The organism is Neorhodopirellula pilleata, assembly GCF_007859915.1.
Lineage (GTDB): Bacteria > Planctomycetota > Planctomycetia > Pirellulales > Pirellulaceae > Rhodopirellula > Rhodopirellula pilleata.
The window spans coordinates 566368-589597 of the sequence record NZ_SJPM01000002.1; the positions used below are offsets into that span (position 1 = coordinate 566368).

Below are 23230 nucleotides of genomic sequence, written 5' to 3' on the forward strand. Positions count from 1 at the left end.
ATCTCTGAGACTTCTTCCGAAAGTTGTCACCGTTCGGTTGACTCGTCTGCGAACTCAGGGCTCTGTGTCACACCGTCGAACGTCTCGGCGGCAGAAACACGCAAACCCAGGAGCCCCAAATGAAGCTCAATGTTGCCAAGGAGGTCGCTCGATTGCAGAAGATGACCTGCGGCGAACTACGCGACCAATTCGCCACCGTGACCGGCGAAACAACCAACGCCAAGAACCGCAAATGGCTGGTCCGCCGCATCGTGTGGCGGATGCAGGCCAACGTCGAAGGCGGTCTGTCGGCCGACGCGATCAATCGCATCCGTGAACTGGCCCACGGAGCGGACTTGCGAGTCACTTCGCCGCCCACGCGGCGTCTCTCGAACGATGCCGCCAAACGCACCCGAGTTCTGCCCACCGGTGTGCAATCGTCGGCAACACCGCTGCCGGGAACGCTGATCACACGCGTCTACAAAGGCCGGCAGATTCGCGTTCGTGTCACGACCGGTGGCTTTGAATTTGAAGGCGAACTGTTTCGGTCGCTCTCCGCCGTCGCCAAACACATCACCGGGTCGCACTGGAGCGGCAACCGGTTCTTCAAACTCGATCAACAGGAATCCAAATGATGAATGCCCCAAAGACGACCGTGCGATGTGCGATCTACACCCGAAAGAGCACCGAAGAAGGACTCGAACAAGAATACAGTTCTCTCGATGCCCAACGAGACGCCGCCGAGGCCTATGTCGCTTCACAAAAGCACGAAGGCTGGGAAGTCATCCCAAAGTCCTACGACGACGGTGGCTTCACCGGCAGCAACATGGAACGACCGGCATTGCAGCGATTGCTGGCCGACATCGCGGCTGGCGAGATTGACTGCGTGATCGTTTACAAGGTCGACCGCCTCAGCCGATCGCTGCTCGACTTCACCAAGATCGTCGAGACCTTCGACCAACACGGCGTCTCGTTCGTCAGCGTCACGCAGCAGTTCAACACATCAACGTCGATGGGCCGGCTAGTGCTCAATGTGCTGTTGTCGTTTGCCCAGTTTGAACGCGAGATGATCAGCGAGCGAATTCGCGACAAAGTGGCCGCATCGCGCCGACGCGGAAAATGGTCCGGCGGAATGCCGCTGCTGGGCTACACAGTGAAGAACACAAAATTGCTCGTCGACGAGATCGAAGCCGACCGCGTTCGCCAGATATTTAGTCTGTATATCGAGTATCGCTCACTCTTGCCCGTCGTCAAAGAGCTGAGGCAGCGTGGTTGGACAACCAAACAATGGGTCACAAAAAAAGGCGATCATCGCGGCGGTCGCACGTTCACAAAAAGCGCGGTCTATAAACTGTTGACCAACGTCACCTACATCGGCAAGATTCGCTACAAGGAGGAAACGCACGAAGGCGAGCATGACGGAATCGTGCCCACCGAGCTTTTCCAGCGGGTCCAAACGCAACTGAAGGCCAACGGAAACTCCGGCGGCACCGGCGTTCGCAACAAGCACAATGCGTTGCTCAAGGGTTTGATCTGGTGCAAGTCTTGCGGCCGCCCCATGACGCATTCGTACAGCTGTAAAGGCAACAAGCGGTATCGCTACTACGTCTGCGGCACCGCGATGCAAAAAGGTTGGTCGGAATGTCCGGCGCCGTCCGTGCCTGCCGGCGAAATCGAGCGATTTGTCGTCGAGCAGATTCAAACCATCGGCACCGACGAAGATTTGCTCAACCAAACGATTGGGCAAATCGAATCGCGATCCAACCAACTCCACCGCAACCTCGAGGCCGAACGCAAATCGCTGCAACGGCAACTCCGCAACGATCATGAAAAGCTACGAGCGATCGCCGCCAACGTCTCCAACAACGGCCGAGTCGCTGGGCTACCCGAACTTCAAAAAAGAATCGACACCGCCGAAGACCGGCTCAAAGCCATTGGCACCGAACTCCAATCGCTCGAATCCCAAGCCATCGACACGGCCGACGTCCGGCGACTGCTCGCTGGCTTTGAGGAACTTTGGCAAACGATTCAGCCTCGCGAACAGGTCCGTCTCACGTCGCTGCTTGTTGACCGAGTCGAATTCGATGGAGTGGCGGGCAATGTCGGCATCACGTTCCACGAAACCGGAATGCAAAGCCTGACCGCCGAAAGCATGGAGGTGCCCGCATGAACGCCAAGCTCACCATCAACCGGTCCTTCCACGTTCAAACGCGCCGCAATGGCAGCAAGTCGCTCGCCGACGGCAAAGCTCCCGCAAAACCGCTCGGCCGCGTCCCTCGGATCACGCGATTGCTCGCCCTTGCCCACCGGTGCCGGGACCTCGTCCGCGACGGCGTCATCATCAACCAAAGTGAACTGGCCCACTACGGACAGATCTCCACGACTCGCATGTCCCAAATCATGTGGCTCGACAATCTCGCCCCTGACATTCAAGAAGCAATTCTCGAACTGCCGCGAACCGTCCAAGGCCGAGACGTGATTCTGGAAAAACATGTTCGCCCCATCGCCAAGACGCATGACTGGGAAGAGCAGGGCAAGATGTGGGCGAGGCTACAATTGTTGGTTGATGTCACCAAGCCCGCCACTTCCTCTTGACCAGCCAAGCCACAGCCGCGGCGATGGTCTCGCTTTCGCTAGGCTTGACGGTGTACGCTGCCCAGCCATCATCGTTTTGGACGTACAAACACGTACCACCGAAGCTCTCGCCGGACATGCTGGTTGCCATAAATCGTACCAAGACCCTCGTTTGATCGTCGCTTACTTCGACGATCATTGGCGTCCGCTGATACGAGTACCAAGCCGAGGGCTCAGCAATCACGTCAATTGGCAACCCGAAGAAGTGAAACAGTGCTTCTTGAACGCTTGCCTTCTCGGCGGTGTCCTCGTATTTGAAACCGCGATTGCGATCCATCTTCATCGGCAACCGATCTTGTCCTGTCGTCAATTTACGGAGGCTGGTGTCCAGCCTGCCAAGCCCATGGAATGTCCCCTGAGTGTCGCTTGCTACAGTCTTGATCAGTTTCGCGGCCTGGCCTCTGGCGATTTCCGACCAGCTCGCTCGGCGATCGCCGACCTCCAACAGCAATTCGGGCTTGGTGCCGTCCAAAGGGGTGATCCTCGCCCACACCGATGTGTTCGTTTCGGAACCTTCCTCCTGACTTTGCCGTTCCAGGTAGAAACGACCACGAGCAACTCGCACCTGGATGCCCAGCGCGGTCAACACGGGAGATGTCGCGATGCCTTTGTTGAGTGTCTCGACAATCTGCGTCTTTTCGGATTCGGTCAGTTTGCGTACAGCCGGCCGACGCGTTCGTGTCTGTTCGGGCCATCTTCGTCGCCATCCCATTCACATCTCCTCCGTGGCTTGATTTGTCGGAATATAAGGGATGAGCCCCTTTTTGAACGCCGCCTCCTGGATGTCTCTTGGAGCGTACCGCGCGTCGATCGCGAACCCGTTGACCTGCACGATCCACGTTCTCGGGTTACTTTCCTTCTTGCTGGGCAGTGTCCAGCGTGGATCGAAGCTTCCGATCCTCAGCATGGTGCGGATCGATTTTGATTTGCCCTGCCCTGTGCTCTCCGCGACGCCGAAAGCCCGGTCGATCACAGGAAGTTTCATGTGGGGTTTCTGAGCTGGATCATCGAGGTAGTTCACCCAACCGATCGTTCTTACGATCCCACAGGCCCAAGTTTCTCGCTTACCTCGTAAAAGAGGCGAAGGTCGCTTTCTGGCCAGTGCCGACGCTAGTTCTCGGCAAAGCTTGGCATACTCTTCGTTGAGGAACTTCTCGCAAAAGCCATCCGTCAATTCAGTTATTTCCGCAGCAACTGACTTGGCTTCGTTGGCAGGCGAAGCGGCAGCAGCAGACGTTTTTTTCCTTTTCGCTGACCGTTTCTTCTTTAGTCCATTCGTCTTTAGCGTCCCAGACTGAGTCCCAAGCGAAGTGATGATGCCAGGGGATTCCTTGGCTTGCTTGTATTTCTCGTTCAGCATTCGCTTGATTCCACCACCAAAGGTGATGTTGTATCCTGAGACCAACCCGTCATAGATGATTTTTCCCTGGAACGGCAAAAGGACGGTTGTCACCAACCGGGGCAGTGAGGGGCCGACAACAAACTCCATTGGGTCTGCTAGACCGACGACCCCGTAAGCTTTCGTCGGCGAGTTGTCACTGGTCAGGAACACCGCGTGTTTATTCAAATAGCGAAAGACATAGAACTTACCGGGCAAGGCGTCTTTCCACGTGCTGACGATCCTCAATTGCTCGGCTGACAATTGTGCCGGATTCTCGGCAACGAACTCATCGATCAATTCACGTTTGTCAAAGAGTGCGTCTCGAATCGCAAGCCTTTCTTCAGGCGAAACCGACATGTATTCGGCTGCGTTTGAAAACGGCTCCGGTGCCACGTCCAGCTTTCGGTTCACGAACGATAGTATGGCTGCATACAGGTCGTAGAATAGCTTCCCTTCGTCAAGTGACAGATTCATTTCAATTGATCCTTTCGCTGAGTCAATCCGTATCCTTTCCGAGCGGACTTATCGCTCAGCGTCGCTCCCTTTTGCGACAATCTTGGTTCCATGAGCTTGTTACCTCTCGTCGATTACGAACGCAAAACGGGTACTACTCGATCTCATCCGATGGATCGATGAACCTTAAATCAAATTGGAATCCTTCGTAGGAGCGAATGAGTTCGGCTAACTGATCGAAGCATAGAAAACGCCCGTCAACCACGACGCCATCGCTGTCAACTCGCCCTCGCAGTCGATCGTGAGTCAGCGATAACGTTCCGGCTTCCTCGATGAGATGACGCACCGAAATTAGTTTTCGAATCTTTCTGCGAAGATCGCCGAGTGCTTGATACGGATCGGTTGTCGAGAACGCGTCAAAGACATAGCCATCTTCGCCGTCTACGTCTTCGGACGCACGTACAGCATGCCCCAAAGGAGTTGGGTATTGCATGAGCAGGAACCGTCGTTTCCGCCCAGCAAAGTCTGTGAATACCTCGTCCGTGGGAAAATTACTTTCGCCGTGAGCTTTTTCGATATTGGTCATCTATCCCTCCTGGGCAATGTTTACAATCTCTGGATGTGGTCAATCCTGCATCCATTCTTCCGTCCGCATCGTAGCAGTTGCGACTCGCCAAAGGGAGCGACTCGTCGTCTCAGTTGCATTTGCGAAAAGCTGTTAACCCGGGCACCGAGTTTCGCGTCTTACTTGGTGGGCCGGAAGCATCCGGCGAATGAACTTCGGGAATGGGGTAAACCGGTGTCGAGCGATAGTATGAGCGAGATTTGGCCATTCGCGGCACCAACAGCGACTGAAAGTCACTGCCACTTATTTTTCGTCCGTGGCTTGTTCATTAAAGACGACTTTGTCGTAGACTTCAGTCATGGCGAGTTGGCTTTCAATTGACGCTAGCTCCACGTTGCCATCTAAACCCTGACAACTCGTCAAACGCCAATCTCCGTCGGGGCAACGCGAAAAGCAATCGATGGAGTGTCGGTCTTGGGCGATCAAGACGTAGTGCATCAAGCTCGGGATCGTTCGATAATGCTCGAATTTCTTGCCGCGGTCGTAGGCTTCGGTGGATTCCGATAGGACTTCGACGAGCACAACGGGATTGAGCAACACGTCGCCCGCGTCGGATTCGAGTTGTGGATCACCGCAAACGACCGACAGGTCTGGGTAGGTGTACAACCCCGTCGCTTCGACGCGAAGCTTCAAGTCGCTCGGGTAGACTCGGCAAGGTTTTTTCTTGAGCTGTTCACGCAAGCTCGCACCCGCGTTGAGCACGATCAAATTGTGATTGGCCGAGGCGCCGGCCATGGCGAACGTCTCGCCCCGAAAGTATTCCGATCGAAACTCGGCCTTCCGCTCGCGATGAAGGTATTCGTCGGGGGTGAGATACGGTTTTGGGACAGTCGACATGGGACGCGTTCCTGAAACTAGCAGCACAGATTTTCGTCCTTGTGATGGTAACCGAAAATCGGTGCGTCTTGCTCCTGTTGGACATTCTCCACCTGTTAACCCGAGCATGCGAGTTTGGCGTTCGTTTCGGAGGGTCGGAAGCAAACGGCGAATGAACTTAGAGCGCGGCAAAACCGAGAGAGCGCGATAGTCTCGGCCAGATTTAGCCGATCGCGGCTCGAAACTCACCGCCATGGTCGGGAGCAACGAACGAGGCGAGAGTCTCCAAGATGCTCTCGCCCCGCAAAAAACGGGCGTTTTTCACGGCTCGTTCAAAGCCCATCGATTCGACCCCGAGAGCGAACCAGCGTGGGGCCGCGATTTCGCAGATGGAAAAGAGTACACCCGGAGGGATTCGAACCCCCAACCCTCGGTTCCGAAGACCGATGCTCTATCCAATTGAGCTACGGATGCGTTGGCTTGGCGATGCCGTTGCCTGAGACGGGATTATGTCGATCTGGATCGGGTTTGGCAAGACGCTTTGCGGCGGTATGTGGATTCGACATGAATTTTGGTGAGGCAGCCGCTTTTGCTGGGTGAAGTGCAGTTTCGGTCTAAGGCAAACTGGGTTCTAAAAATCGACCACAAGCCCATCCGACACGATTTCGACGGGCATCTCGAAACGTCGATCGTTGGGATCGAGGACCAGCTCTTCGATCGGGTTGATGTGTGTCAGCAACAATCGCTTTGGCTTGACCGCTCGGCTGACCTCGGCGACTTTGCCAAGGTAACAGTGGCCGGTTTTGATCGCCCATTCTTTTTGATGATCTTGAAAATTGCATTCGTGCAGCAGCACGTCGGCGTGGCTCATCCATTCAAGCGAGTCCGCGTCGTGCTCGCCATCGGAATCGGTCGCGTACACGAGGCTGCGTCCGTCGGACCAGTCCATCCGATACGCGACCGAACCACCGGGATGGTTCTGCGGCCGCCAACTGAGCGAACAATCCGGAAGTTCGATGGTGGTTTGGTCCTCAAGGGCACACCAGCGGACGGGTAACTCGACCGGAAAAATTAGCTCACTGGTGAGGTGGGTTCGTACCGCTTCGAGCTTGTCCGCCTGCCCCCAAACTCGGACTTCGTCGACGGGCCGCTGGTAAAGGATATCGAGCAGAAACGTCAGTCCGGCGATGTGGTCCAGGTGCGCGTGGCTGAGCACGATGTCCAGCGAATCGGTTTCGATCCGCTCGGGCAAACGGAACATGCCCGTGCCTGCATCGAGCACGATACCGGACTGAGGCAACAGATAACACGACGTGTGACGCGATTCGCTGGGGTGATATCCGGCGGTACCGAGACAGTGCAGTTGCATGAGCAGAAACTCGTTTCCGACGGAAGTTAGTCGTGAGCGACTCGAAGCGTGCCTAGCGTTCGTTCGATCGCCCTATCGTGGTTGCTGAACCGATGTACGTCCACCGGCCAAAATCGAAATTCGTGGGTCTGAGAAGCATTCTAGTACAGCGGGACACGATTGAGTTGCTTGTGAAAATCCGCCACCACGTCGGCGGGAGAGTCGATGGCGAAAGCTCCGGTCACGGCAACGCGGCCGAAACCGGCTGCGGCGACTTGGTCAACGTTGTCCGACCTGATGCCTCCGATCGCAAACGCGGGGAGCGAACGGGTCCCCGGCCTTTTCAATTCCGAGGTCACCGACTTGAGAAATTCGCAGCCGGGAAACTCGCTAAAAGACTTGGTTTTCCCCGGAAAGGTCGGCCCGCAACCGATGTAGTCCGCCGCCGAGGCGACCGCACCGCGTACTTGATCGAGATTGTGGGTCGACAGCCCGATCAGTCGATCTGGCCCCACGATCGATCGCACCGCAGCGACCGGCAATTCTTCTTGACCGACGTGAACACCGTCAGCGTCGGCCGCCGCTGCGATGTCGGCTCGATCATTGATGATCCACAAAACGTTCCGATCTCGAGCGACTCGGGTGCCCGCGCACGCACGCTCATACAACGTGCGATCGTCGATGTCGGCGTCTCGCAGCTGGATGATTTCGACGCCACACCGCGAAAGTTCCTCGATCCGTTGGATTAGATCCGATTGCGATCGCCCGGCGTCGATCAAGGCATACAAACGAGCGTTTCGCAACCGATCGATCCGTTTCAGATCGCGACGGCAGCGGAGTTCAATTCGGGCGAGGCAATCGTAGGCACGGTAACGAATCCTTTCGAGTTCGGAGGCGAAATCCGAGTCGATCAACTTGCCGTATTCTTCAAGGCATCGCAGGGCTTGCTGAACGCGGATCGCTGCGGCGGCAACCAGGTCACCGAGATCTACTCGGTGATTCTCCGACGATGTCGTGGCATCGGTGCCGACATCACCGGGCGTGTCGCGAGCGGAAAGAAGGTCGACTCGTGAAACCTTAGTCATTGCCGTGGCAATGTCGTGCCGAAGCGTTTTCAGATGAAATTGCAGCTCAGCGTCGTCAAGAATGAATCTCGCGGTCTCTTCAAGTGTTCGCAAACCCTCGCCGACGCGATTGGCGTTGGCGTCGATGACCCGCATGATCGATCGAATCGGAAGCGTCGGTTTGTTCAAGGTGAGATAATTCGGGAAGTTGAAGCGGCGGTGGACCCAATGAGAAAAACAATTCAGTGGTCTGTTACAGTAAAGCTCGCCGATGTGCAGGTCAAAACGCCGTTACAACCTTGGCAGATACAGATCGACTTGTTGTTCTTGGTAGACCCGCCACTTTACCCCGTGTTTCCAAAGCTGAAAGTAAGGCTCCATCGGTTCGGCGATCGGGATCGGGGTACGGTATAAAGGCCACATCAGGTAGTCGCGAAGCATCGGATCGCAAGTGATGAAATAGTACGGTGCACGAAGGGTGTCGGCGATTTTTAGCTGGAGTTCGGATTGCGAATTTGTCTCGATCGCTAAACTCTCCAGCCACAACGGAATCTGGTCTTTGAGCAATCGTAAAAGATTCGTTTTATCGTGCTCGAGCCTGGGATGTTTCGGAGGAATGCCTTCCAAAACACGAATGGTTTCGACTTGCGCGAGCTGTTGACCGGCCTCGTCATGCCCGAGCCGAATAGCAAGTTCGGCTAAGCGATTGATCCATTGACGTCCCGCCATTTCGGCCAAGGCAGGCGGCATGGCAGCGGGTTGCCGGACCACGAAATAGGCGTCGCGTCCACCTTGCGGACGCCGATCATCGCCAGCGACCTCGAACAAATCGGCGAGTCTCTCTTGCAAGTCTGCCGCTTCGGGTAAGCCCTCGAAGACACCAACCAAGCCGTTGCCGTCGGGTCGAAATGATTGGAAGAAACCGACAAACACGTCGTCGTCGAGCGCCTTTTCATGCGGCAAACCGACTGCATCGCACATCTGTCGGAGCACGCGGGCGTGTGAAGCGTCGAGTTGTTCCATAGTCATCGATAGTAATCCCGTATTCGGCTTGTTTAGCGAGAATGTAGCGAAATTCGGTGGATTGATCCTCGGTCCTTCACCAGCGTGAATTGTGTGCAACTGTGGAAACTAGGTGGTCTAGGGCAAATTAAGGTTATATTTAGGCGGGAATTACGCCCGTTCAGCGGTGTCTGGCTACGAAAGCTGACCTTAGAAATCAATTTAGGAATTTTCGCCGACGAGGTGTTGCACCGCCTTCAGCGACTCCTACAATCCTCGCCAGCCTGTCAAAGCACCTTACCTGCACATTTTCGCCATACCCCCCAAACTGGGACGGCAAACTGTACCAGTGGGCCGGTCACGTCGGGCCGAAGTCATTTTCCGGACGGCAGGGAAAACGCCGAAGGGAGCCGACTGTAAACATTCACATGAGTTTGATGCGTCATCCAGAACGGAGTCTTCTTGGGTTTCACGTCGACCTCATCCACTTGTCTTGACAGTTCTCCTTTTCTTTGAACCGGGTTTTCTGAATTCGCTCAATCAAGATGACACGCATTATTCGTGTCCGATTGTACGAGAGCGGTTAGTGTCGGTTCGTAAGGCGACATGGTGTCGCGTCTGTCACGGCAAACTACTTTGCACGAGGAAGTTTGAATGTTGTCACTGTTCATCGGTCTTACGCTCGCCGTCGTTACTAGCGGATCGACCTCATCGAGTGTCGCGTCCCACCGAACCCCAGCTCCGAAAGATCAGAACTACACTTTGGCCTACAAGCAGTCGGTCGAAGAAGACAAGCCTTTGATGGTCGTCGTCAGCGCGGGGTATTGCCCGGCCTGTGATGTGCTGAAGAAAACCACCATCGCGAATATGGAACAGTCCGGCGAATTGGACTCGGTCAGCGTGGCGGTTGTCGACCGTGATGCGGAACCCGAATTGGCGGCTCAATTGATGGCTGACGAGAAGATGGTCCCGCAAATCATTTTCTTTAGCCGTAACGAAGAAGGACGCTGGAATCGTCGTCGTTTGATGGGTTACCAGCCCGTCCAACCCGTCCGCACCCTGCTTCGCTCGATCACCGGTCGCGGATAAGACGACCCAAAGACGGTCGAACGAACCAATCAAAAAAGCTAGCTAGCCGGGATCATGGTCTCGGCTAGCCTTGATTAGTCGACACGGAAGTAGTCGTCAAATTCGTCGGCTTCGGAACGATTCAGATCGACGTCCGTCTTCCCGACGGTTCGGTCTGAGCGTGATTGATCGTCGTTCGGCGTCATCGAAGTCGAAGCGGTGGCGAACGTGGTACGGCGAATACTCGGTTCGCGGCTGGCCGTACGGCTAGCCGAGTCGTCCTGGAACGGATCGGTCAATCGGTCGAATGTCCGGCCCGGTCGGTGTTCGTCCTGCAGCGGCGCGGGCCGCGGGATCGGCATCGGAGTATCACGACGGATTGTTGTCTTGGGACCACCGGGGGTCAAAACGGCGGAGGGATTGGTCAAGGGCGAATCCGATTGATGACCGTGGGAAATGGATGGATCAAATTGCATGCTGTCGAGATGGTCGCCGTGCTGGATAATCGTCTCGTTCACGACGGTCGCGTGCGGCTGACAATGTGAGCAACCACAGGTTTTCGCGGGACTCGAAGTTCGGACCATCCGATGGCTGACCAAGCGGGTTGTTGACAGTTTCTCGAGTCCGCAGGCGACCTTATCCAATACCTGGAAGACCGGCCCGGATTTCGGGATCAAACATTTCGTCAAAAGCCCTTTCTCGCATCCGTGCTCAACGGTTGATTGGACGTGACAACCGCAGTCCGGTTCCAAGCCACACGCTGGTTCGCAAGAACAGGGTGTCTCGCATCCGCACGCCGGCTCCAAACCACACGCCGGCTCCAAACCGCAAGCTGGTTCGCAAGAACATGGGCTTTCACAGCCACAATCGGGAGATGCATGATGCTGGGCCTCGCATCCGCATACGGGCTCGTGGGTACATGCGACTTCACAGCCACATGTAACCTCTGCCCCACAACTGACTTCGACGCCGCAAACCGGATCATCGCAGACGCCTTGGCCGAGCAACGGTGAAGTGAACGCGAAGGTCAGTAGGCTGATCGCCACGGGTCGGACCGGTGCCGACCAGTTTTGTGGCAGAATGAAATTGTGTTTCTGAGACATCGGTATCCTTTTCCGTCGAATGAGTGTCAACGGAAAAAGTTATCGACCCCGAATGATCGCTAGCACCAAAACAATCCGGAGCTTGGGTAAACCGAGCGTATCTTACCCAGTTCCCCAATGCGGTTGCTTGATTCTGCCGTTACGACGACATTACGATGAGTGCAGCTGGCACTGCCGTTCTCAAATTGACGTTCATCGCCTAGTCAGCGTTGCGATCGGTCGCAGATCGATCGTCCCTCATTCGCTTTCAACCCTTAGCTTTCAACCTTAAGGATTTCCAATGCAAAGATTGTTGCTGACTGTAATGGTCGTGTTTGCCGTCATGAGCCAGGGTTACTCTCAAGAGTCGGATTCCGAAACCATGACGAGTCAGATCGAGCTGCTGAGTCTGAAGCTACAACTTGCCGAAGAACAACTTGAAAAACTACAAGACGAGTGTGAGGCCCTGCGTCGAGAGAACGCCAAACTGAAACAGGCCGAAGGAAACGAGGACGTCCCGACGAAAGATCAGTTCGCGACCGGCGTCGTTTGGGCGGGGGTATCGACGGTCTTTGGCAACCAAAAGACATCTCGGTGGGCCCTGTCGATCTCGAAACGTGACGGAGAAAAGCTCGAGGGAGGGGTCGCCACCGAATCTCCAAGCGGCGAAAAAATCGAATTTCCAGTGACCGGCAAAGCCCCTCGCAGTGGCGACGGACTGATCGTCCTCGAAACCCCTATGATCGGACGGGCAAAGCTATTCATGCGTGGCACCGTGCGAAATGGTGGGATCGCGTTAGCCTTTTCCGGGACAAACCCGTTAGGCAAAAAGATGTTCGGCTCGGCGACACTTGCGCCCAAGAATTGATGGTCACAAGGCGTTCGGCGAGCGGCAGTGCAGGCCGAAACTCTTGGCGAGTTTCGCTACATCAGTTATCGCAGCTTTTGGTGTTTTATGAACGCAATTGATACAAGCCCGACGCGCGACGGCGTGTTGATTGAGTGCACGTTTGGGCGTTTTCGTTTAACGGCAAGCCGCAGGCGTTTGCGTTTTAAAACTCTGTCGCCTGCGGCTTGCCGTTAAACGATTAAATCAACAGACCGGCGAGCGAGGGAATTCGTTTTTAACCGACTACAGGGGATCCCTCGCTTACGCTTTTTGAAGTTGCGCTTTTGCCTGTGGCATTGGTTTATCGTAACCCGACGCGTAAGCGAGGGATGAGTCAATATCAATTATCCCTCGCTTACGCAGCGGGTTACGAAAAAAACGCAACTTCAAAACTTACGCAGCGGGTTACGAAAAACCAATGCCACAGGAAAAAACGCAACTTTAAAAACTTGCGCGTCGGGCTTGTATGTTTGCGGCCTAGCCTTCTTAGGGCCTATCCGAAAAGGGGTCTGCCCCTTTGGAGGCGAGTCAATTTTCGTTGCTTTTCTGGTTTCGCCGGAGAGGGTCAGACCCCTTTTCGGATAGGCTCTTAAGCTGAAACTGAGTCTTGATGAAACACGCTTTATGGCTGGCTGAGCAGTTGACGCCACATGGTGATCGCGGCGGGGCCGACCAACACGACGAAAATGCCAGGGAAGATAAAGATCACTAGCGGGAAGATCATCTTCACGGCCGTCTTGGCGGCTTTCTCTTCTGCGATCTGACGGCGTTTGGTTCGCATCGAATCGCTTTGAACCCGCAGGGCGGTCGCGACACTCGATCCGAACTTATCCGCTTGGATCAAGATCGATGCGAGTTGTTTCAGGTCATCCACTCCGCTGCGGTAACCAAGGGCTTGCAGAACTTCCGATCGCGGACGTCCGAATTGCAGTTGTTGGTTTGCGATATTGAACTCTTCGCCGACGTTCTTATGGCTTTTCTTCATCTCCTCGGAAACCTTGCGAAGGGCTTGGTCCATGCCCAAACCGGCTTCGACACAAACGACCATCAGGTCGAGGGCATCGGGCAGTCCGAGAAAGATCGACTCGCGTCGTTTACTCGCCAGATAACTGAGCACGAACGAGGGCAAGCCGAAGCCAACGATCATGCCGCCGAACAATTTGATCAACAGTCCCTCGCTGAGCCCGTCGAAAATAATCCCGAACACGCCCCCGAAGAACAATCCGATTCCGGTGCAAACCAACTGAATCATCTTGAAAACGACCGGCGAATGTTCACGTCGAAATCCTGCGTTGACGAGTTTCTCGCGCAGCTTGGACATCTCGGCTTCGTTGCCGGCGACGGAATTCGCCAAAGGGTTGGCAGCCTTTTCGAGTGCCGCGGTCAATGCCTCGTTTTTGGTTCTTGCTTTTTCTTCCGCCTCGATCGTACGCCCGCCACGTTTGGGGTTCTTCAATCGTTCTAGGCGCGATTCGGTGTCGGCGTGGTCGCCCCCACTGAATTGATTCATGACCAACCAAGCTACCGATCCCACGCCCAAGAACATGGCGATCGGGGTAATGACGGTCATATTGAACATGCCCGAGGAGGCGGCTTCGGCAATGAGGATCAACATGGAACGAAGGGGGCTTTGGGATGACGATGAACGATGAACGAGTGAAGTCGGCGCGCGAATGCCGTGTGGAACTAGACTTTGATCGTGATGATTTTCTTAATCACCAAGGCACCGAGAATTTGAGTCACGATGGCGGCACCGAGCATGTATTGGCCCATCGGATCGGTAAACAAGGTGATGACGTATTCGTAGTTGAGCTTGAGCATTGTCAAGAACAGAACGGGAGGCAACGCGAGCAGCACCGCGCCGCTCATTCGTCCTTCGCCCGTGAGCGCTTGAATCTGTCCAAGGATCTGAAGTCGTTCCCGAACTAAATGGCCGATCTTGTCAAGAATTTCGCTCAAGTCACCGCCCGTTTGTCGTTGCAAGATCACGGCGGTGGCGAAAAACCGGATATCCATATTGGGAACACGCTCGGCCATATCTTCGATCGATTCGTCCAGCGGGATGCCGAACTTTTGCTCTTCGAAGCAACGCTTGAATTCGGTTGCCAGCGGCGGTTCCATTTCTTCGCCGACCAAGCCGAATCCCGCCTGAAGCGAGTGTCCGGCACGGAGTGATCGCCCGAGCAATTCCAAGGCTTCGGGAATCTGTTGCCCGAATTTTGCCAAACGTTTCTTGCGTTTATGTAGCACGTAACCAAACGGCAACACTCCCACCGCCGCTCCGACGATCGGGCCCAACAAAATGGGTAGCGGCGAGATCACACACAACGCGAAGCCGAACAGGAAGCCGATCCCGCAGAGACCGAAAAACTGCATGACCGAGATACCGATATCGGCTTGCTCGAGATACTTGTGAACAGCCGGTACGTTCTCAAGGAGCTTTTTGACAAGCTGTCCGGCCCCCTCACTTTCGTCCACCAACAGCAGCGACTGCTTCTTCTCCGTCGCACCGGTTTTCTTCGATGCGAGTTGGGTCAATCGGTCTTCGGTCGCCGTCGTCTCTTCGGTTGCCATAAGCATCGACGATGCGAACGCAACGATCGATGCGACAAAGATGCCGACGGCAGCGATGATGATGAAGGAGGACATGGTGCAAAGTTTGAAGTGTAAAGTGGGAGACTGGAAACGATGAGAGGCTTGCTTAGGCTTCCATCATCACGCGTTCGCGGAAAGCACTGCTGGGCAATCGAACGCCGGCCGCTTCCAGCTTGCTCATGAATCCCGGACGAACGCCTGGGCATTCGAAAACGCCGTATGCTTTGCCTTGTTCGTTGATGCCGATTTGGCGATAGCGATAAATGTCCTGCAACACGACGGTGTCTTGTTCCATCCCGACGACCTCGGTGATCGCCGTGACCCGACGAGGACCACCTTGCAACCGGTTGGCTTGGATCAGAACATCGACCGCGCCGGAGATCTGTTGACGAATCGCTTTTACCGGCAAATCGTATCCGGCCATCATGACGAGTGTTTCCAAACGAGCGATTGCATCGCGAGGCGTGTTGGCGTGAACCGTCGTCAAGGATCCGTCGTGGCCCGTGTTCATCGCTTGAAGCATGTCCAAGGTTTCGCCACCACGACATTCGCCGATGATGATCCGTTCGGGACGCATCCGCAGGGCGTTCTTGACCAAGTCGGTCGCGGTAACCGCACCGCTGCCTTCGATATTCGGCGGGCGAGTTTCCAAGCGAACCACATGGTCTTGTTGTAATTGCAATTCGGCCGCGTCTTCGATCGTCACGATTCGATCATCATGGCCGATGAACGACGACAGGGTATTGAGCAACGTCGTTTTACCTGAGCCGGTTCCCCCGGCGATGATCATGTTCAGGCGTGCCTTGATGCAGCCCTCGAGCAACATCACCATCTCAGGCGTGAAGGCGCGATAGTTCAGCAAGTCCTCGAGCTTCAATGGATTGCTACCGAAGCGGCGAATCGAAACCGCCGCTCCGTCGAGAGCCAGCGGCGGAATGATCGCGTTGACCCGAGAACCATCTTCCAAACGAGCGTCGACCATCGGACAGGTCTCATCGACGCGTCGACCCACCTTGCTCACGATTCGGTCGATGATTTGTAAGAGATGCTTACCGTCGCGGAATTCCACGTCGGTCTTTTGCATCTGGCCGTTTTTTTCGACGTAGATGTTCTTGGGCCCGTTGATCAAGATGTCACTGACCTTGGGGTCTTTTAAAATCAGTTCCAATGGCCCCAGCCCGAACGTTTCGTCCAACACCTCGTCGACAATTCGTTCGCGTTCTTGGCGGTTGAGCAATGTGTCTTCGGCATCGCAGAGATGCTCGACGACCATCCGGATTTCGCGTTTGAGCGTATCGCCTTGCAGATCTCCAACCCGCGACAGGTCCAGCTTATCAACCAGCTTGCCGTGGATCCGGCGTTTGATTTCTTCAAACTGTTCTTGACGTGTATTATCGGGGCGAAGGGTAGCTGAGTTTTGACGCATGACCGGTGAAATCCTTTACGAGATGTCTAAATTGACTCACGTAAAGGTAGACCGCGATTTGTGACACAAGCCATGAATGCAACCCGATTGACGTCAATGCACGTGCAATAATATGACGGCGAGGCAACTTAAATCGGTCGATCGGGTCGCGTCGGTTGTGCCGCCGGCAACGCGGTCGAGCGAGCGGCGAATGAAAATCAAACCTAGCCCTGATTATTACTTTGTCACGCTTGAACGTTACTCTGGCGATAACGGTGCCCCAATACCAACATGGCGACCAACCAAGCCGTTCCTAAAAACAATGGGGCAAGGACGGGCAATGCAACACACGCACCGGCCACCGACAAGAACATTCCGCCCAAGATAGCATTGCCACCCCAAAGATGCCCGGCCATGGCGAGGAAAGCAAACCCGCTCGTCAGACTGGCAAGTACCATCACATCGAGATGATCAAAATAACCCACCGCCCACAGAACATTCACGAACGTTAACGTCGCCAAATACCCTAACCAAATGGACCACACCGGCCGTTCGGCAATTCCGCGTGGCATCCATAACCCGTCTCGCGAGTGATGAATGATCAAGCCGATGCCCACCAGCATGAATAACCGCGGGACGAAGTAGCCCGACAACGCCGCGACGGTCCAGGCCGATGCGGACATCGCCGACCGAGTCTCGTCGGTCATTCCCTGGGAAATGGCGAACATACCCAGATGCGTGACGAAGACGACCCAACCGATCCGCTGGAGGGCGCGCCCCCAATTCGAAAACGCTGCTTGGTGCTGATCGCGATAAAGCTCGCGGGCCATTTTTTCGACGATGCCGTCTGGGCCCGCCAACGTCGGCTCGCCTAACAATACCCGATCAAGGTCATCGGCTAGTTCGTCGGCGGTGCGGTATCGCGCAGTCCGGTCGGGAGCCATCGCTCGCGCGATCACGCTTTCCAGATCGACAAGTTCTGGAATCCGCGGCATCCCACCGGGCCAGGCCAACCGTAGCGAGGGCGGGTCGTCCGAAAGCACATTGGCGAGCACGGCGGCCACCGAATCCCCTTTGTGCGGAGGGCTTCCGGTGAGTAACGCGAACAAGATGCCGCCGATGGAATAGATGTCCGTAGCCGCCGTGACGTCGGATTCACCGCGTGCTTGTTCGGGACTCATGTAGTGCGGCGTTCCGAGTACTTGGCCGTCCTGAGTCAATTGCGGTTCATCCCGATGCCACTTGGCCAAGCCGAAGTCGACGATTTTGGCTTGGCCGTCCTCGTCGATTAGCACGTTGTCCGGTTTGAGATCCCGATGAATGATACCGCGTCGGTGAGCGTAGGCGACCCCGCGTGCGATGTCCCGCGCCGTCGTGACCGCAGCACAGATAGATGTTTTTAGGTCGACGCATCCGCTCGTCGATGCAACCGCGGCGGTGTTCTGTTCGAGCCGATTGCGTTGTTCGATTACGTCGGCTTGCAAGGATCGACCGCTTACCAGCGGCATGACGAAATAATCCATTCCACGCCAACGACCGATCGCGTGAATCGCCAAAATGTTCGGATGCGAAAGCACCGCGGCGGCTTCGGCTTCGATACGAAACCGCATCCGCAATTCGTCATCGGCGAGGACGCCGTCGCTGATCAGCTTAACGGCAACGCGTCGCCGGAGACTCCTTTGAGTCGCCTCATAAACTACCCCCATTCCGCCTCGAGCGATCTCGCGTTCCAAGTGAAAATCATCTAAGCATTCACCCACCAAAGAAGGGCAGATGTCTGATTCGCTCGGGTGCATCCACTGGTGATTAGCGAGAAAGCTCCTTAAGCCATCGGTGTGCTCTGGATGCTGGGCGATGAACTCATGAGGTTCGATCTTTTCTCCCCGCTCGGTTCTCTCGATGAATTCAGCCAAGACCGATTCCAGCGACACCTCATTCGGCGACGGTTCGGTCGAATCGTTTTGCGATGCGTCATTGCGCGCACGCGGTCGGAGGTTGGTCGTCGGTTCACTCATCCGTCGGATTGTACCATTATGTAGTCGTTTTGTTTGTTACAACGCCTGATCAAAGACGCGACATTGACGACACCCATCCCGTCACGTCATCGATTCGACCGCGCGATAGTCCGTTCGATCGATCCGCCTGATTGACATATGACGTTCCGGGCGGCCCGACCGCAGGAGTTTCCACGATACTTGCGATTGACGGTCCTACCCCTGCTCGCGTGAAGAATTCTTCGCGTTATCATACCCGCACGAGTGTTCAGCCCCCTCACAAGCATTGGAGTTTGAAGATGAGTTTGGTGAAAGAGTTTAAAGAGTTCGCCCTTAAAGGTAGCGTGGTCGACTTGGCCGTGGGTGTGGTGATCGGAGGGGCGTTCGGCAAGATCGTGGCGTCGATGGTTGATAACTTAATCATGCCACCGATCAATTTGTTGACGGCCAAATTCGGCGTCAATTTCAAGGAAGCGGCTTTAAAAATTGAAACCGAATCTCCGAAGCTTGATGACGCCGGGAAGGTGATCGAAGGCGAGGGCGCCGGCATGGTGGTGCAAGATTATCCTGTCCTTAATTATGGGCCATTTGTGCAGACGGTATTCGAGTTCTTGCTAATTGCGATGGCGTTGTTCGTCGCGATCAAATTAATCAACATCGCTCGAGCGAGAATGGACGGCGAGCCCGAAGAACAAGAAGCCGCCGAACCGCCGGAGGATATTAAATTGCTCCGCGATATCCGTGACGCGTTGCAGAAGTCGTCTTAACGGATTGGGGCGTTTTGTTTGAATCGCAACCCGACGCGTGACTTTTGAAGCTGCGCTTTTGCCTGTGGCATTGGTTTATCATAATCCGCTGCGTCAGCGAGGGATAATTGATATTGACTCATCCCTCGCTTACGCAGCGGGTTACGACTAAATTAACAGCCAGCTAGATGCGGGCACCGCTGTGAGAATTTAGCTCTTCGAGGCCCGTGGCTAAGGGCATTGGTGCACAAACTTGCGAAGTGTAGCCACCGGCTCTCGAAAGGGGATTGCCGGGTCTCCGCCGAAGCGGCTGCGACCCAGCCTACGATGAGGTTTCTAATCTTTCCAACTCTGATCGGATTCGACGCAGGGATTCCAGCGAAATCCGGTCGTTGTGGCGCATGTCGGGCACCTCGATCCAGACTTTCGTTGGCGTTGTGAGTGATTCGTAAAGGGCTCGTCCGTTCTTCATCGGCACGATGCGATCGGGGGCTCCGTGGATTTGAACCACGTTGCCTTGGTATTGGTTCAAATGCGCGACGCTGTCAAAGTGATTGTGCATCAAGACTTTCACCGGCAGGAACCAAAACATGTCCGATCCCGCCTCGGCGACGCTGTCGAAGGTGCGGTCCAAGACGATTGATTTCGGCGGCGTCTTTCGCTTGACCAACTCATCGATCAACCCGGCCGCGATTCCTCCGCCGAGCGAGCGGCCGTAAACCAGAATTTTTTCGACGGGCGTACCTGTCGCCTCCGACAACGCGTCCATCGCGGAAACGGCGTCTTCGATGCAACTTTCTTGGGTCGGCGTGAAAGCAGACGCCTGAAAACCGCGATACTCGGCCGTCAGGACGGTGGCGTCGAGCACATCGGACAAACGCCGCGTCCATCCGTCCATCTCGATCGCCCGAATCCCGTTGCCGTGCAAGAACAGGACAACTCGCTCGGCATCATCACGAACGTAAATTCGTCCAAATAAAGCACTGCCGTCGGTGGTCGTGTACTCAAATGGCGATACCGTCCCGACGATAGGCTCATCAGGGGTGAATCGGTTCGGGTCCATCAATGGAATCGCGTCGAAGTACGCTCCGGGAAACACCAAACGTGGCTCCCAATAAACCAAGGCCGCGCAGACGCAGAGGTAAACGAAGACCAGGAATGAAGCCGTCCGGAAAATTCGCCACTGAATACTTGGACGAGACTTGGGCTGGCGACCTGGATCCGTCCCCAGTGTTGTCGCGGTCGTCGCCATCTCAGTTTCTATCGCTGTCTCGGCTGTTTGTGCGGGATGGGGGGATGGTTCGGTCAGCATGGAATCGTTCGCGGGTGGTTTCAATTGGAAAGATGGTCGTTTCATCCTAACGATTTACCATCGCGTGGTAGAGTTCAATCCGTTGTTTAAGGTCCATTTCGGCCGTTCAAGAATGGGGGATGTCTCCGGAATGTTTTGCCGCAACCGCTACACCGACTTTGACCGTGACGATGATGCGATCGCTCGCATCCGTTGCGGACGGATCGTGATGGAACACGGCAAACTGGTTTCGGTCGAGCGACATTTGTGGTCCAGTCCGGTTTCGATCGCCCAGGTTTGGTGGGAATCCGAACGCGGGCGGATTCGCGGCGATGTTTGTTATTTGGATTATCACATCCCTCGTGGTTTGCCGCAGTTCATCACGCTTGACTACATCCGTTCGGGCCAACAAACACGGTACCGCACCTTCATCGGGGCGTGTCATATCCTCAACGAGATCGCCAAACGACGACAGAGTGCGGCGATCGTCGCTCACGTCACGAACGCACGGATCAGCGACCGTTTGTTGCAACGCCAAGGCTGGGAACGGCACATGCCACAGTGGCGTGGACGGCATTTCATCCGTCGTTTCTACGAAGGATACCCGTCCGTCGATCTAACCCGTTATGCCTGAGAACGTGTTTTAAAAAGGGGTCTGACCCTTTGGAGGCGAATCGATTTCATTGGGTTTTTGGCCTCGCCGGAGAGGGTCAGACCCCTTTTTAAAACACGTTCTGAGCATAACGACGCAAGAATGCGGCGGAAGTTTCGGCGACGAAAATCGCATCGCGTGGTTCGTTGACAAATAAATGGTCCGCCCGGGGCAATGCGATGATGCTGCAAGCGGGCATGCCGTCGGGATCGTGGATCAAACCCGCGATCCGCAACGCGTGATCGAAACTGACGGTTTGATCGACGGGGGAATGGAACGCAAGCACCGGGCATCGGATTTGGTTGAGTGAATCGGCCAAGCGATGAGAGCGAAAATCGGCGGTCATTTCCTTGCGAATCGTCCAGCTTCGACCGCCGATCGAGACCTCGCCGATCCCTTCGGTGGCGATCGCCGGATTCATCGTTTCGAGGAGCGTTGCGAGGTGTTGTGTATCGCTCGGGGCGGCGATCGTGACCACCGCAGCAATCCGCGACCGCATCGGCTCGCTCAAGCGGTTGCTTCCGGAATGCGGGATCCCTGCGGCGACACCGAGTGACGCGGCACCTCCGAAACTATGTCCGATTAAACCACCGACGGGACCGAGCGAATCGGTGGCAAACGTAATAGCGGCGGACAAGTCCGCTAGATTGGTGGAGAAACTGGTTCGAGAAAAATCACCGCTGCTACCGCCAAGCCCCGTCATATCGAATCTCAGTACGGCCACGCCGAGTTCGGCTAGTCGACGTGAAATGCGGGTGATCGCTTTGAGATCTTTGCTGCACGTGAAGCAATGGCTAAAAACGACGGTCGGCACACCGTCGGGCAAGGGGCCATCGACAACATCATTGGGATCGATCGACGGTCGATCGACGATCCCGGCCAGCCGGAACCCGCTGCCGCCGTCGAATTCGACTCGATAGGATCGTCGGTGATAGGTTGTTGTCATGGGAGTTACGTGAGCATCGCGGGCACTTGCAAAATGCGTCATCGATTCAACTCGCGATGCTCATTATTCTTTTCATCATTCGGGTTGATGATTCGACCTGCCAAGAACGCTTCGGCCATGGCCTTGGGGACTTCGGCTTCGGCCAAAACCAACCGAGATCGGTTTTCGGACACCCGGGCTTTCATTTGTTGTTCTTGGGCGATCGCCTCGGCGCGGCGACGCTCGGCTTTGGCTCGCGCGACGCGGGTATCGGCTTCCGCTTGATCGCTCTGCAAACGGGCCCCGATGTTTTCACCGACGTCGATATCGGCGATATCGATCGAAACGATTTCAAAAGCGGTCTGGGCATCGAGTGCCCGCGACAAAACAACCTTCGTAATCATGTCGGGGTTCTCCAGCACGTCGAAATGCGACGCGGCCGACCCGATCGAACTGATGATGGCTTCACCGACACGAGCGATGATGGTGTCTTCGGTAGCCCCGCCGATGAGCTGTTTGATGTTGGTGCGAACGGTGACGCGTGCGCGAACGCGAAGCTCGATCCCGTTCTTGGTGATCGCGCTGAGCGTTGTTTTGCCGCTGCGTTTTGGATCGGGGCAGTCAATAACTTTGGGATACACACTTGTTTGAACGGCGTCGAGCACGTCGCGGCCGGCCAGATCGATTGCGGCAGCCTGGTCAAAATCCAATGCGATCTGCGCACGGTGAGCGGCAATGATGGCGTGAATCACGTTCATCACGTTTCCACCAGCGAGGTAGTGGGCTTCCAACCGATGGGTGCTGATTCCCGAGTCGCGTCCGATGTCGAGTTTTGCCTGTGCCGCCATCACCTTAGCTTGGACGATGACATTCGGATTGACCTTGGTGAAATGCATTCGAATGAGGTTGACCAATTTCACGTCCGCGTCGGACATGAACGCTTGGAACCACAGCTTGCCGTACTTGACGAAGAAGAATCCCAAAATCAAGGCGGCAAATAGCACGACCAGGAACGCGACAATGATGACGATCCCGTAATCCGACGGTTCCTGTTCGGGAAGCGGAAAGCCTTGTGCGACGATAAGCGAATGAAACACGTGGTGAATCTTTTGCAAGAAGGAAGGTCAGGTGCCAGCAATGGCGAATGTCTGTGACCGGCGGCGGATCGCGGCAAGCGATACCGGCAGGACATCTTACCCGATCGTCACCCCTGCGTGGAGCCAGTCCATTCCCACTTCGTTCGCGAACCTGCTATCATTCGACCTCCTCTTTCACTCCCAC

The 23230-nt window shown here is 55.5% G+C and carries 22 protein-coding genes and 1 tRNA gene; 7 read left to right on the forward strand and 16 right to left on the reverse strand.

The features are described 5' to 3' along the window. The first annotated feature begins 119 nt into the window (after positions 1 to 119). From Pla100_RS07190 to Pla100_RS07200, 3 genes are read left to right on the forward strand one after another with little or no spacing between them, the layout of a single operon-like run. Positions 120 to 614: a DUF2924 domain-containing protein gene (locus Pla100_RS07190; RefSeq protein ID WP_146576991.1), complete on the forward strand. Its 495-nt coding sequence runs from the start codon at positions 120 to 122 to the stop codon at positions 612 to 614. Next, positions 611 to 2149 carry a recombinase family protein gene (locus Pla100_RS07195; RefSeq protein ID WP_146576992.1) on the forward strand — a complete coding sequence of 513 codons (1539 nt, stop codon included), beginning with the start codon at positions 611 to 613 and terminating at the stop codon, positions 2147 to 2149. Before Pla100_RS07190 ends, Pla100_RS07195 begins: the two co-directional genes overlap by 4 nt. Next, complete coding sequence (locus Pla100_RS07200) at positions 2146 to 2574, forward strand: hypothetical protein (RefSeq protein ID WP_146576993.1); 429 nt, start codon at positions 2146 to 2148, stop codon at positions 2572 to 2574. The genes Pla100_RS07195 and Pla100_RS07200 overlap by 4 nt, the downstream gene beginning before the upstream one ends. On the opposite strand, the gene Pla100_RS07205 is transcribed toward Pla100_RS07200, so the two are convergent. The 8 genes from Pla100_RS07205 to Pla100_RS07240 form a co-directional block, all read right to left on the reverse strand. Then, positions 2549 to 3325 carry a hypothetical protein gene (locus Pla100_RS07205; protein WP_146576994.1) on the reverse strand — a complete coding sequence of 259 codons (777 nt, stop codon included), beginning with the start codon at positions 3323 to 3325 and terminating at the stop codon, positions 2549 to 2551. The genes Pla100_RS07200 and Pla100_RS07205 overlap by 26 nt on opposite strands. Then, positions 3326 to 4468, reverse strand: a complete 1143-nt coding sequence (locus Pla100_RS30420; protein WP_197167756.1) for a DUF6398 domain-containing protein — start codon at positions 4466 to 4468, stop codon at positions 3326 to 3328. A gap of 133 nt (positions 4469 to 4601) precedes the next feature. Next, positions 4602 to 5033, reverse strand: a complete 432-nt coding sequence (locus Pla100_RS07215) for a DUF7713 domain-containing protein (protein ID WP_146576995.1) — start codon at positions 5031 to 5033, stop codon at positions 4602 to 4604. 282 nt (positions 5034 to 5315) lie between these two features. Beyond that, positions 5316 to 5909 carry a Uma2 family endonuclease gene (locus Pla100_RS07220; RefSeq protein ID WP_146576996.1) on the reverse strand — a complete coding sequence of 198 codons (594 nt, stop codon included), beginning with the start codon at positions 5907 to 5909 and terminating at the stop codon, positions 5316 to 5318. A gap of 379 nt (positions 5910 to 6288) precedes the next feature. Next, positions 6289 to 6362 (reverse strand) — tRNA-Arg (locus Pla100_RS07225). Positions 6363 to 6519: 157 nt separating this feature from the next. Beyond that, on the reverse strand, positions 6520 to 7257 hold the full coding sequence (locus Pla100_RS07230) for an MBL fold metallo-hydrolase (protein WP_146576997.1): 738 nt from the start codon (positions 7255 to 7257) through the stop codon (positions 6520 to 6522). A gap of 140 nt (positions 7258 to 7397) precedes the next feature. Beyond that, positions 7398 to 8456 carry a thiamine phosphate synthase gene (locus tag Pla100_RS07235; protein WP_146577333.1) on the reverse strand — a complete coding sequence of 353 codons (1059 nt, stop codon included), beginning with the start codon at positions 8454 to 8456 and terminating at the stop codon, positions 7398 to 7400. 135 nt (positions 8457 to 8591) lie between these two features. Beyond that, the gene (locus Pla100_RS07240; protein ID WP_146576998.1) at positions 8592 to 9329 is read right to left on the reverse strand and encodes an apolipoprotein acyltransferase; all 738 of its coding nucleotides are present in this window, start codon (positions 9327 to 9329) and stop codon (positions 8592 to 8594) included. Between the two features lie 627 nt (positions 9330 to 9956). Here Pla100_RS07240 and Pla100_RS07245 point away from each other — a divergent pair. After that, a complete protein-coding gene (locus tag Pla100_RS07245; protein WP_146576999.1) occupies positions 9957 to 10391 on the forward strand; it encodes a thioredoxin family protein in 435 nt (144 codons plus the stop codon). Positions 10392 to 10465: 74 nt separating this feature from the next. Here Pla100_RS07245 and Pla100_RS07250 read toward each other — a convergent pair whose 3' ends face one another. Further along, complete coding sequence (locus Pla100_RS07250; protein ID WP_146577000.1) at positions 10466 to 11047, reverse strand: hypothetical protein; 582 nt, start codon at positions 11045 to 11047, stop codon at positions 10466 to 10468. A gap of 706 nt (positions 11048 to 11753) precedes the next feature. On the opposite strand from Pla100_RS07250, the gene Pla100_RS07255 reads away from it, so the two are divergent. After that, the gene (locus Pla100_RS07255) at positions 11754 to 12320 is read left to right on the forward strand and encodes a hypothetical protein (RefSeq protein ID WP_146577001.1); all 567 of its coding nucleotides are present in this window, start codon (positions 11754 to 11756) and stop codon (positions 12318 to 12320) included. A gap of 643 nt (positions 12321 to 12963) precedes the next feature. On the opposite strand, the gene Pla100_RS07260 is transcribed toward Pla100_RS07255, so the two are convergent. The 4 genes from Pla100_RS07260 to Pla100_RS07275 all read right to left on the reverse strand — a co-directional run bounded on the left by Pla100_RS07260 (position 12964) and on the right by Pla100_RS07275 (position 18356). Then, positions 12964 to 13956, reverse strand: coding sequence for a type II secretion system F family protein (locus Pla100_RS07260; RefSeq protein WP_146577002.1), 993 nt, complete (start codon positions 13954 to 13956; stop codon positions 12964 to 12966). A 71-nt stretch (positions 13957 to 14027) separates the two neighbouring features. Further along, positions 14028 to 14990 carry a type II secretion system F family protein gene (locus tag Pla100_RS07265; RefSeq protein ID WP_146577003.1) on the reverse strand — a complete coding sequence of 321 codons (963 nt, stop codon included), beginning with the start codon at positions 14988 to 14990 and terminating at the stop codon, positions 14028 to 14030. Between the two features lie 52 nt (positions 14991 to 15042). Beyond that, positions 15043 to 16362: a CpaF family protein gene (locus tag Pla100_RS07270; RefSeq protein WP_146577004.1), complete on the reverse strand. Its 1320-nt coding sequence runs from the start codon at positions 16360 to 16362 to the stop codon at positions 15043 to 15045. Between the two features lie 224 nt (positions 16363 to 16586). After that, a complete protein-coding gene (locus tag Pla100_RS07275; RefSeq protein ID WP_146577005.1) occupies positions 16587 to 18356 on the reverse strand; it encodes a serine/threonine-protein kinase in 1770 nt (589 codons plus the stop codon). A gap of 278 nt (positions 18357 to 18634) precedes the next feature. Between Pla100_RS07275 and mscL the strand changes: the two genes are divergently transcribed. Beyond that, positions 18635 to 19102, forward strand: a complete 468-nt coding sequence (gene mscL, locus Pla100_RS07280; RefSeq protein ID WP_146577006.1) for a large conductance mechanosensitive channel protein MscL — start codon at positions 18635 to 18637, stop codon at positions 19100 to 19102. Between the two features lie 301 nt (positions 19103 to 19403). Here the strand turns inward: mscL and Pla100_RS07285 are convergent, their stop codons facing one another. Continuing rightward, the gene (locus Pla100_RS07285) at positions 19404 to 20438 is read right to left on the reverse strand and encodes an alpha/beta hydrolase (RefSeq protein WP_231602798.1); all 1035 of its coding nucleotides are present in this window, start codon (positions 20436 to 20438) and stop codon (positions 19404 to 19406) included. A gap of 85 nt (positions 20439 to 20523) precedes the next feature. Between Pla100_RS07285 and Pla100_RS07290 the strand changes: the two genes are divergently transcribed. Continuing rightward, positions 20524 to 21006, forward strand: coding sequence for a hypothetical protein (locus Pla100_RS07290; protein WP_146577007.1), 483 nt, complete (start codon positions 20524 to 20526; stop codon positions 21004 to 21006). Between the two features lie 88 nt (positions 21007 to 21094). On the opposite strand, the gene Pla100_RS07295 is transcribed toward Pla100_RS07290, so the two are convergent. Further along, positions 21095 to 21970: an alpha/beta hydrolase family protein gene (locus Pla100_RS07295; protein ID WP_146577008.1), complete on the reverse strand. Its 876-nt coding sequence runs from the start codon at positions 21968 to 21970 to the stop codon at positions 21095 to 21097. 38 nt (positions 21971 to 22008) lie between these two features. Further along, positions 22009 to 22980, reverse strand: coding sequence for a flotillin-like protein FloA (gene floA, locus Pla100_RS07300; protein ID WP_146577335.1), 972 nt, complete (start codon positions 22978 to 22980; stop codon positions 22009 to 22011). Between the last annotated feature and the right edge of the window lie 250 nt (positions 22981 to 23230).

Excerpts from the sequence above, each read along its gene's own strand:
- Pla100_RS07270 (WP_146577004.1), bottom strand. The coding sequence starts at position 16,362 with ATGCGTCAAAACTCAGCTACCCTTCGCCCCGATAATACACGTCAAGAA.
- mscL (WP_146577006.1), top strand. The coding sequence starts at position 18,635 with ATGAGTTTGGTGAAAGAGTTTAAAGAGTTCGCCCTTAAAGGTAGCGTG.
- Pla100_RS30420 (WP_197167756.1), bottom strand. The coding sequence starts at position 4,468 with ATGAATCTGTCACTTGACGAAGGGAAGCTATTCTACGACCTGTATGCA.
- Pla100_RS07275 (WP_146577005.1), bottom strand. The coding sequence starts at position 18,356 with ATGAGTGAACCGACGACCAACCTCCGACCGCGTGCGCGCAATGACGCA.
- Pla100_RS07255 (WP_146577001.1), top strand. The coding sequence starts at position 11,754 with ATGCAAAGATTGTTGCTGACTGTAATGGTCGTGTTTGCCGTCATGAGC.
- Pla100_RS07295 (WP_146577008.1), bottom strand. The coding sequence starts at position 21,970 with ATGACAACAACCTATCACCGACGATCCTATCGAGTCGAATTCGACGGC.
- Pla100_RS07285 (WP_231602798.1), bottom strand. The coding sequence starts at position 20,438 with ATGAAACGACCATCTTTCCAATTGAAACCACCCGCGAACGATTCCATG.
- Pla100_RS07205 (WP_146576994.1), bottom strand. The coding sequence starts at position 3,325 with ATGGGATGGCGACGAAGATGGCCCGAACAGACACGAACGCGTCGGCCG.
- Pla100_RS07220 (WP_146576996.1), bottom strand. The coding sequence starts at position 5,909 with ATGTCGACTGTCCCAAAACCGTATCTCACCCCCGACGAATACCTTCAT.
- Pla100_RS07265 (WP_146577003.1), bottom strand. The coding sequence starts at position 14,990 with ATGTCCTCCTTCATCATCATCGCTGCCGTCGGCATCTTTGTCGCATCG.
- Pla100_RS07190 (WP_146576991.1), top strand. The coding sequence starts at position 120 with ATGAAGCTCAATGTTGCCAAGGAGGTCGCTCGATTGCAGAAGATGACC.
- Pla100_RS07215 (WP_146576995.1), bottom strand. The coding sequence starts at position 5,033 with ATGACCAATATCGAAAAAGCTCACGGCGAAAGTAATTTTCCCACGGAC.
- Pla100_RS07260 (WP_146577002.1), bottom strand. The coding sequence starts at position 13,956 with ATGTTGATCCTCATTGCCGAAGCCGCCTCCTCGGGCATGTTCAATATG.
- Pla100_RS07245 (WP_146576999.1), top strand. The coding sequence starts at position 9,957 with ATGTTGTCACTGTTCATCGGTCTTACGCTCGCCGTCGTTACTAGCGGA.
- Pla100_RS07195 (WP_146576992.1), top strand. The coding sequence starts at position 611 with ATGATGAATGCCCCAAAGACGACCGTGCGATGTGCGATCTACACCCGA.
- Pla100_RS07230 (WP_146576997.1), bottom strand. The coding sequence starts at position 7,257 with ATGCAACTGCACTGTCTCGGTACCGCCGGATATCACCCCAGCGAATCG.
- Pla100_RS07290 (WP_146577007.1), top strand. The coding sequence starts at position 20,524 with ATGTTTTGCCGCAACCGCTACACCGACTTTGACCGTGACGATGATGCG.
- Pla100_RS07235 (WP_146577333.1), bottom strand. The coding sequence starts at position 8,456 with ATGCGGGTCATCGACGCCAACGCCAATCGCGTCGGCGAGGGTTTGCGA.
- Pla100_RS07200 (WP_146576993.1), top strand. The coding sequence starts at position 2,146 with ATGAACGCCAAGCTCACCATCAACCGGTCCTTCCACGTTCAAACGCGC.
- Pla100_RS07240 (WP_146576998.1), bottom strand. The coding sequence starts at position 9,329 with ATGACTATGGAACAACTCGACGCTTCACACGCCCGCGTGCTCCGACAG.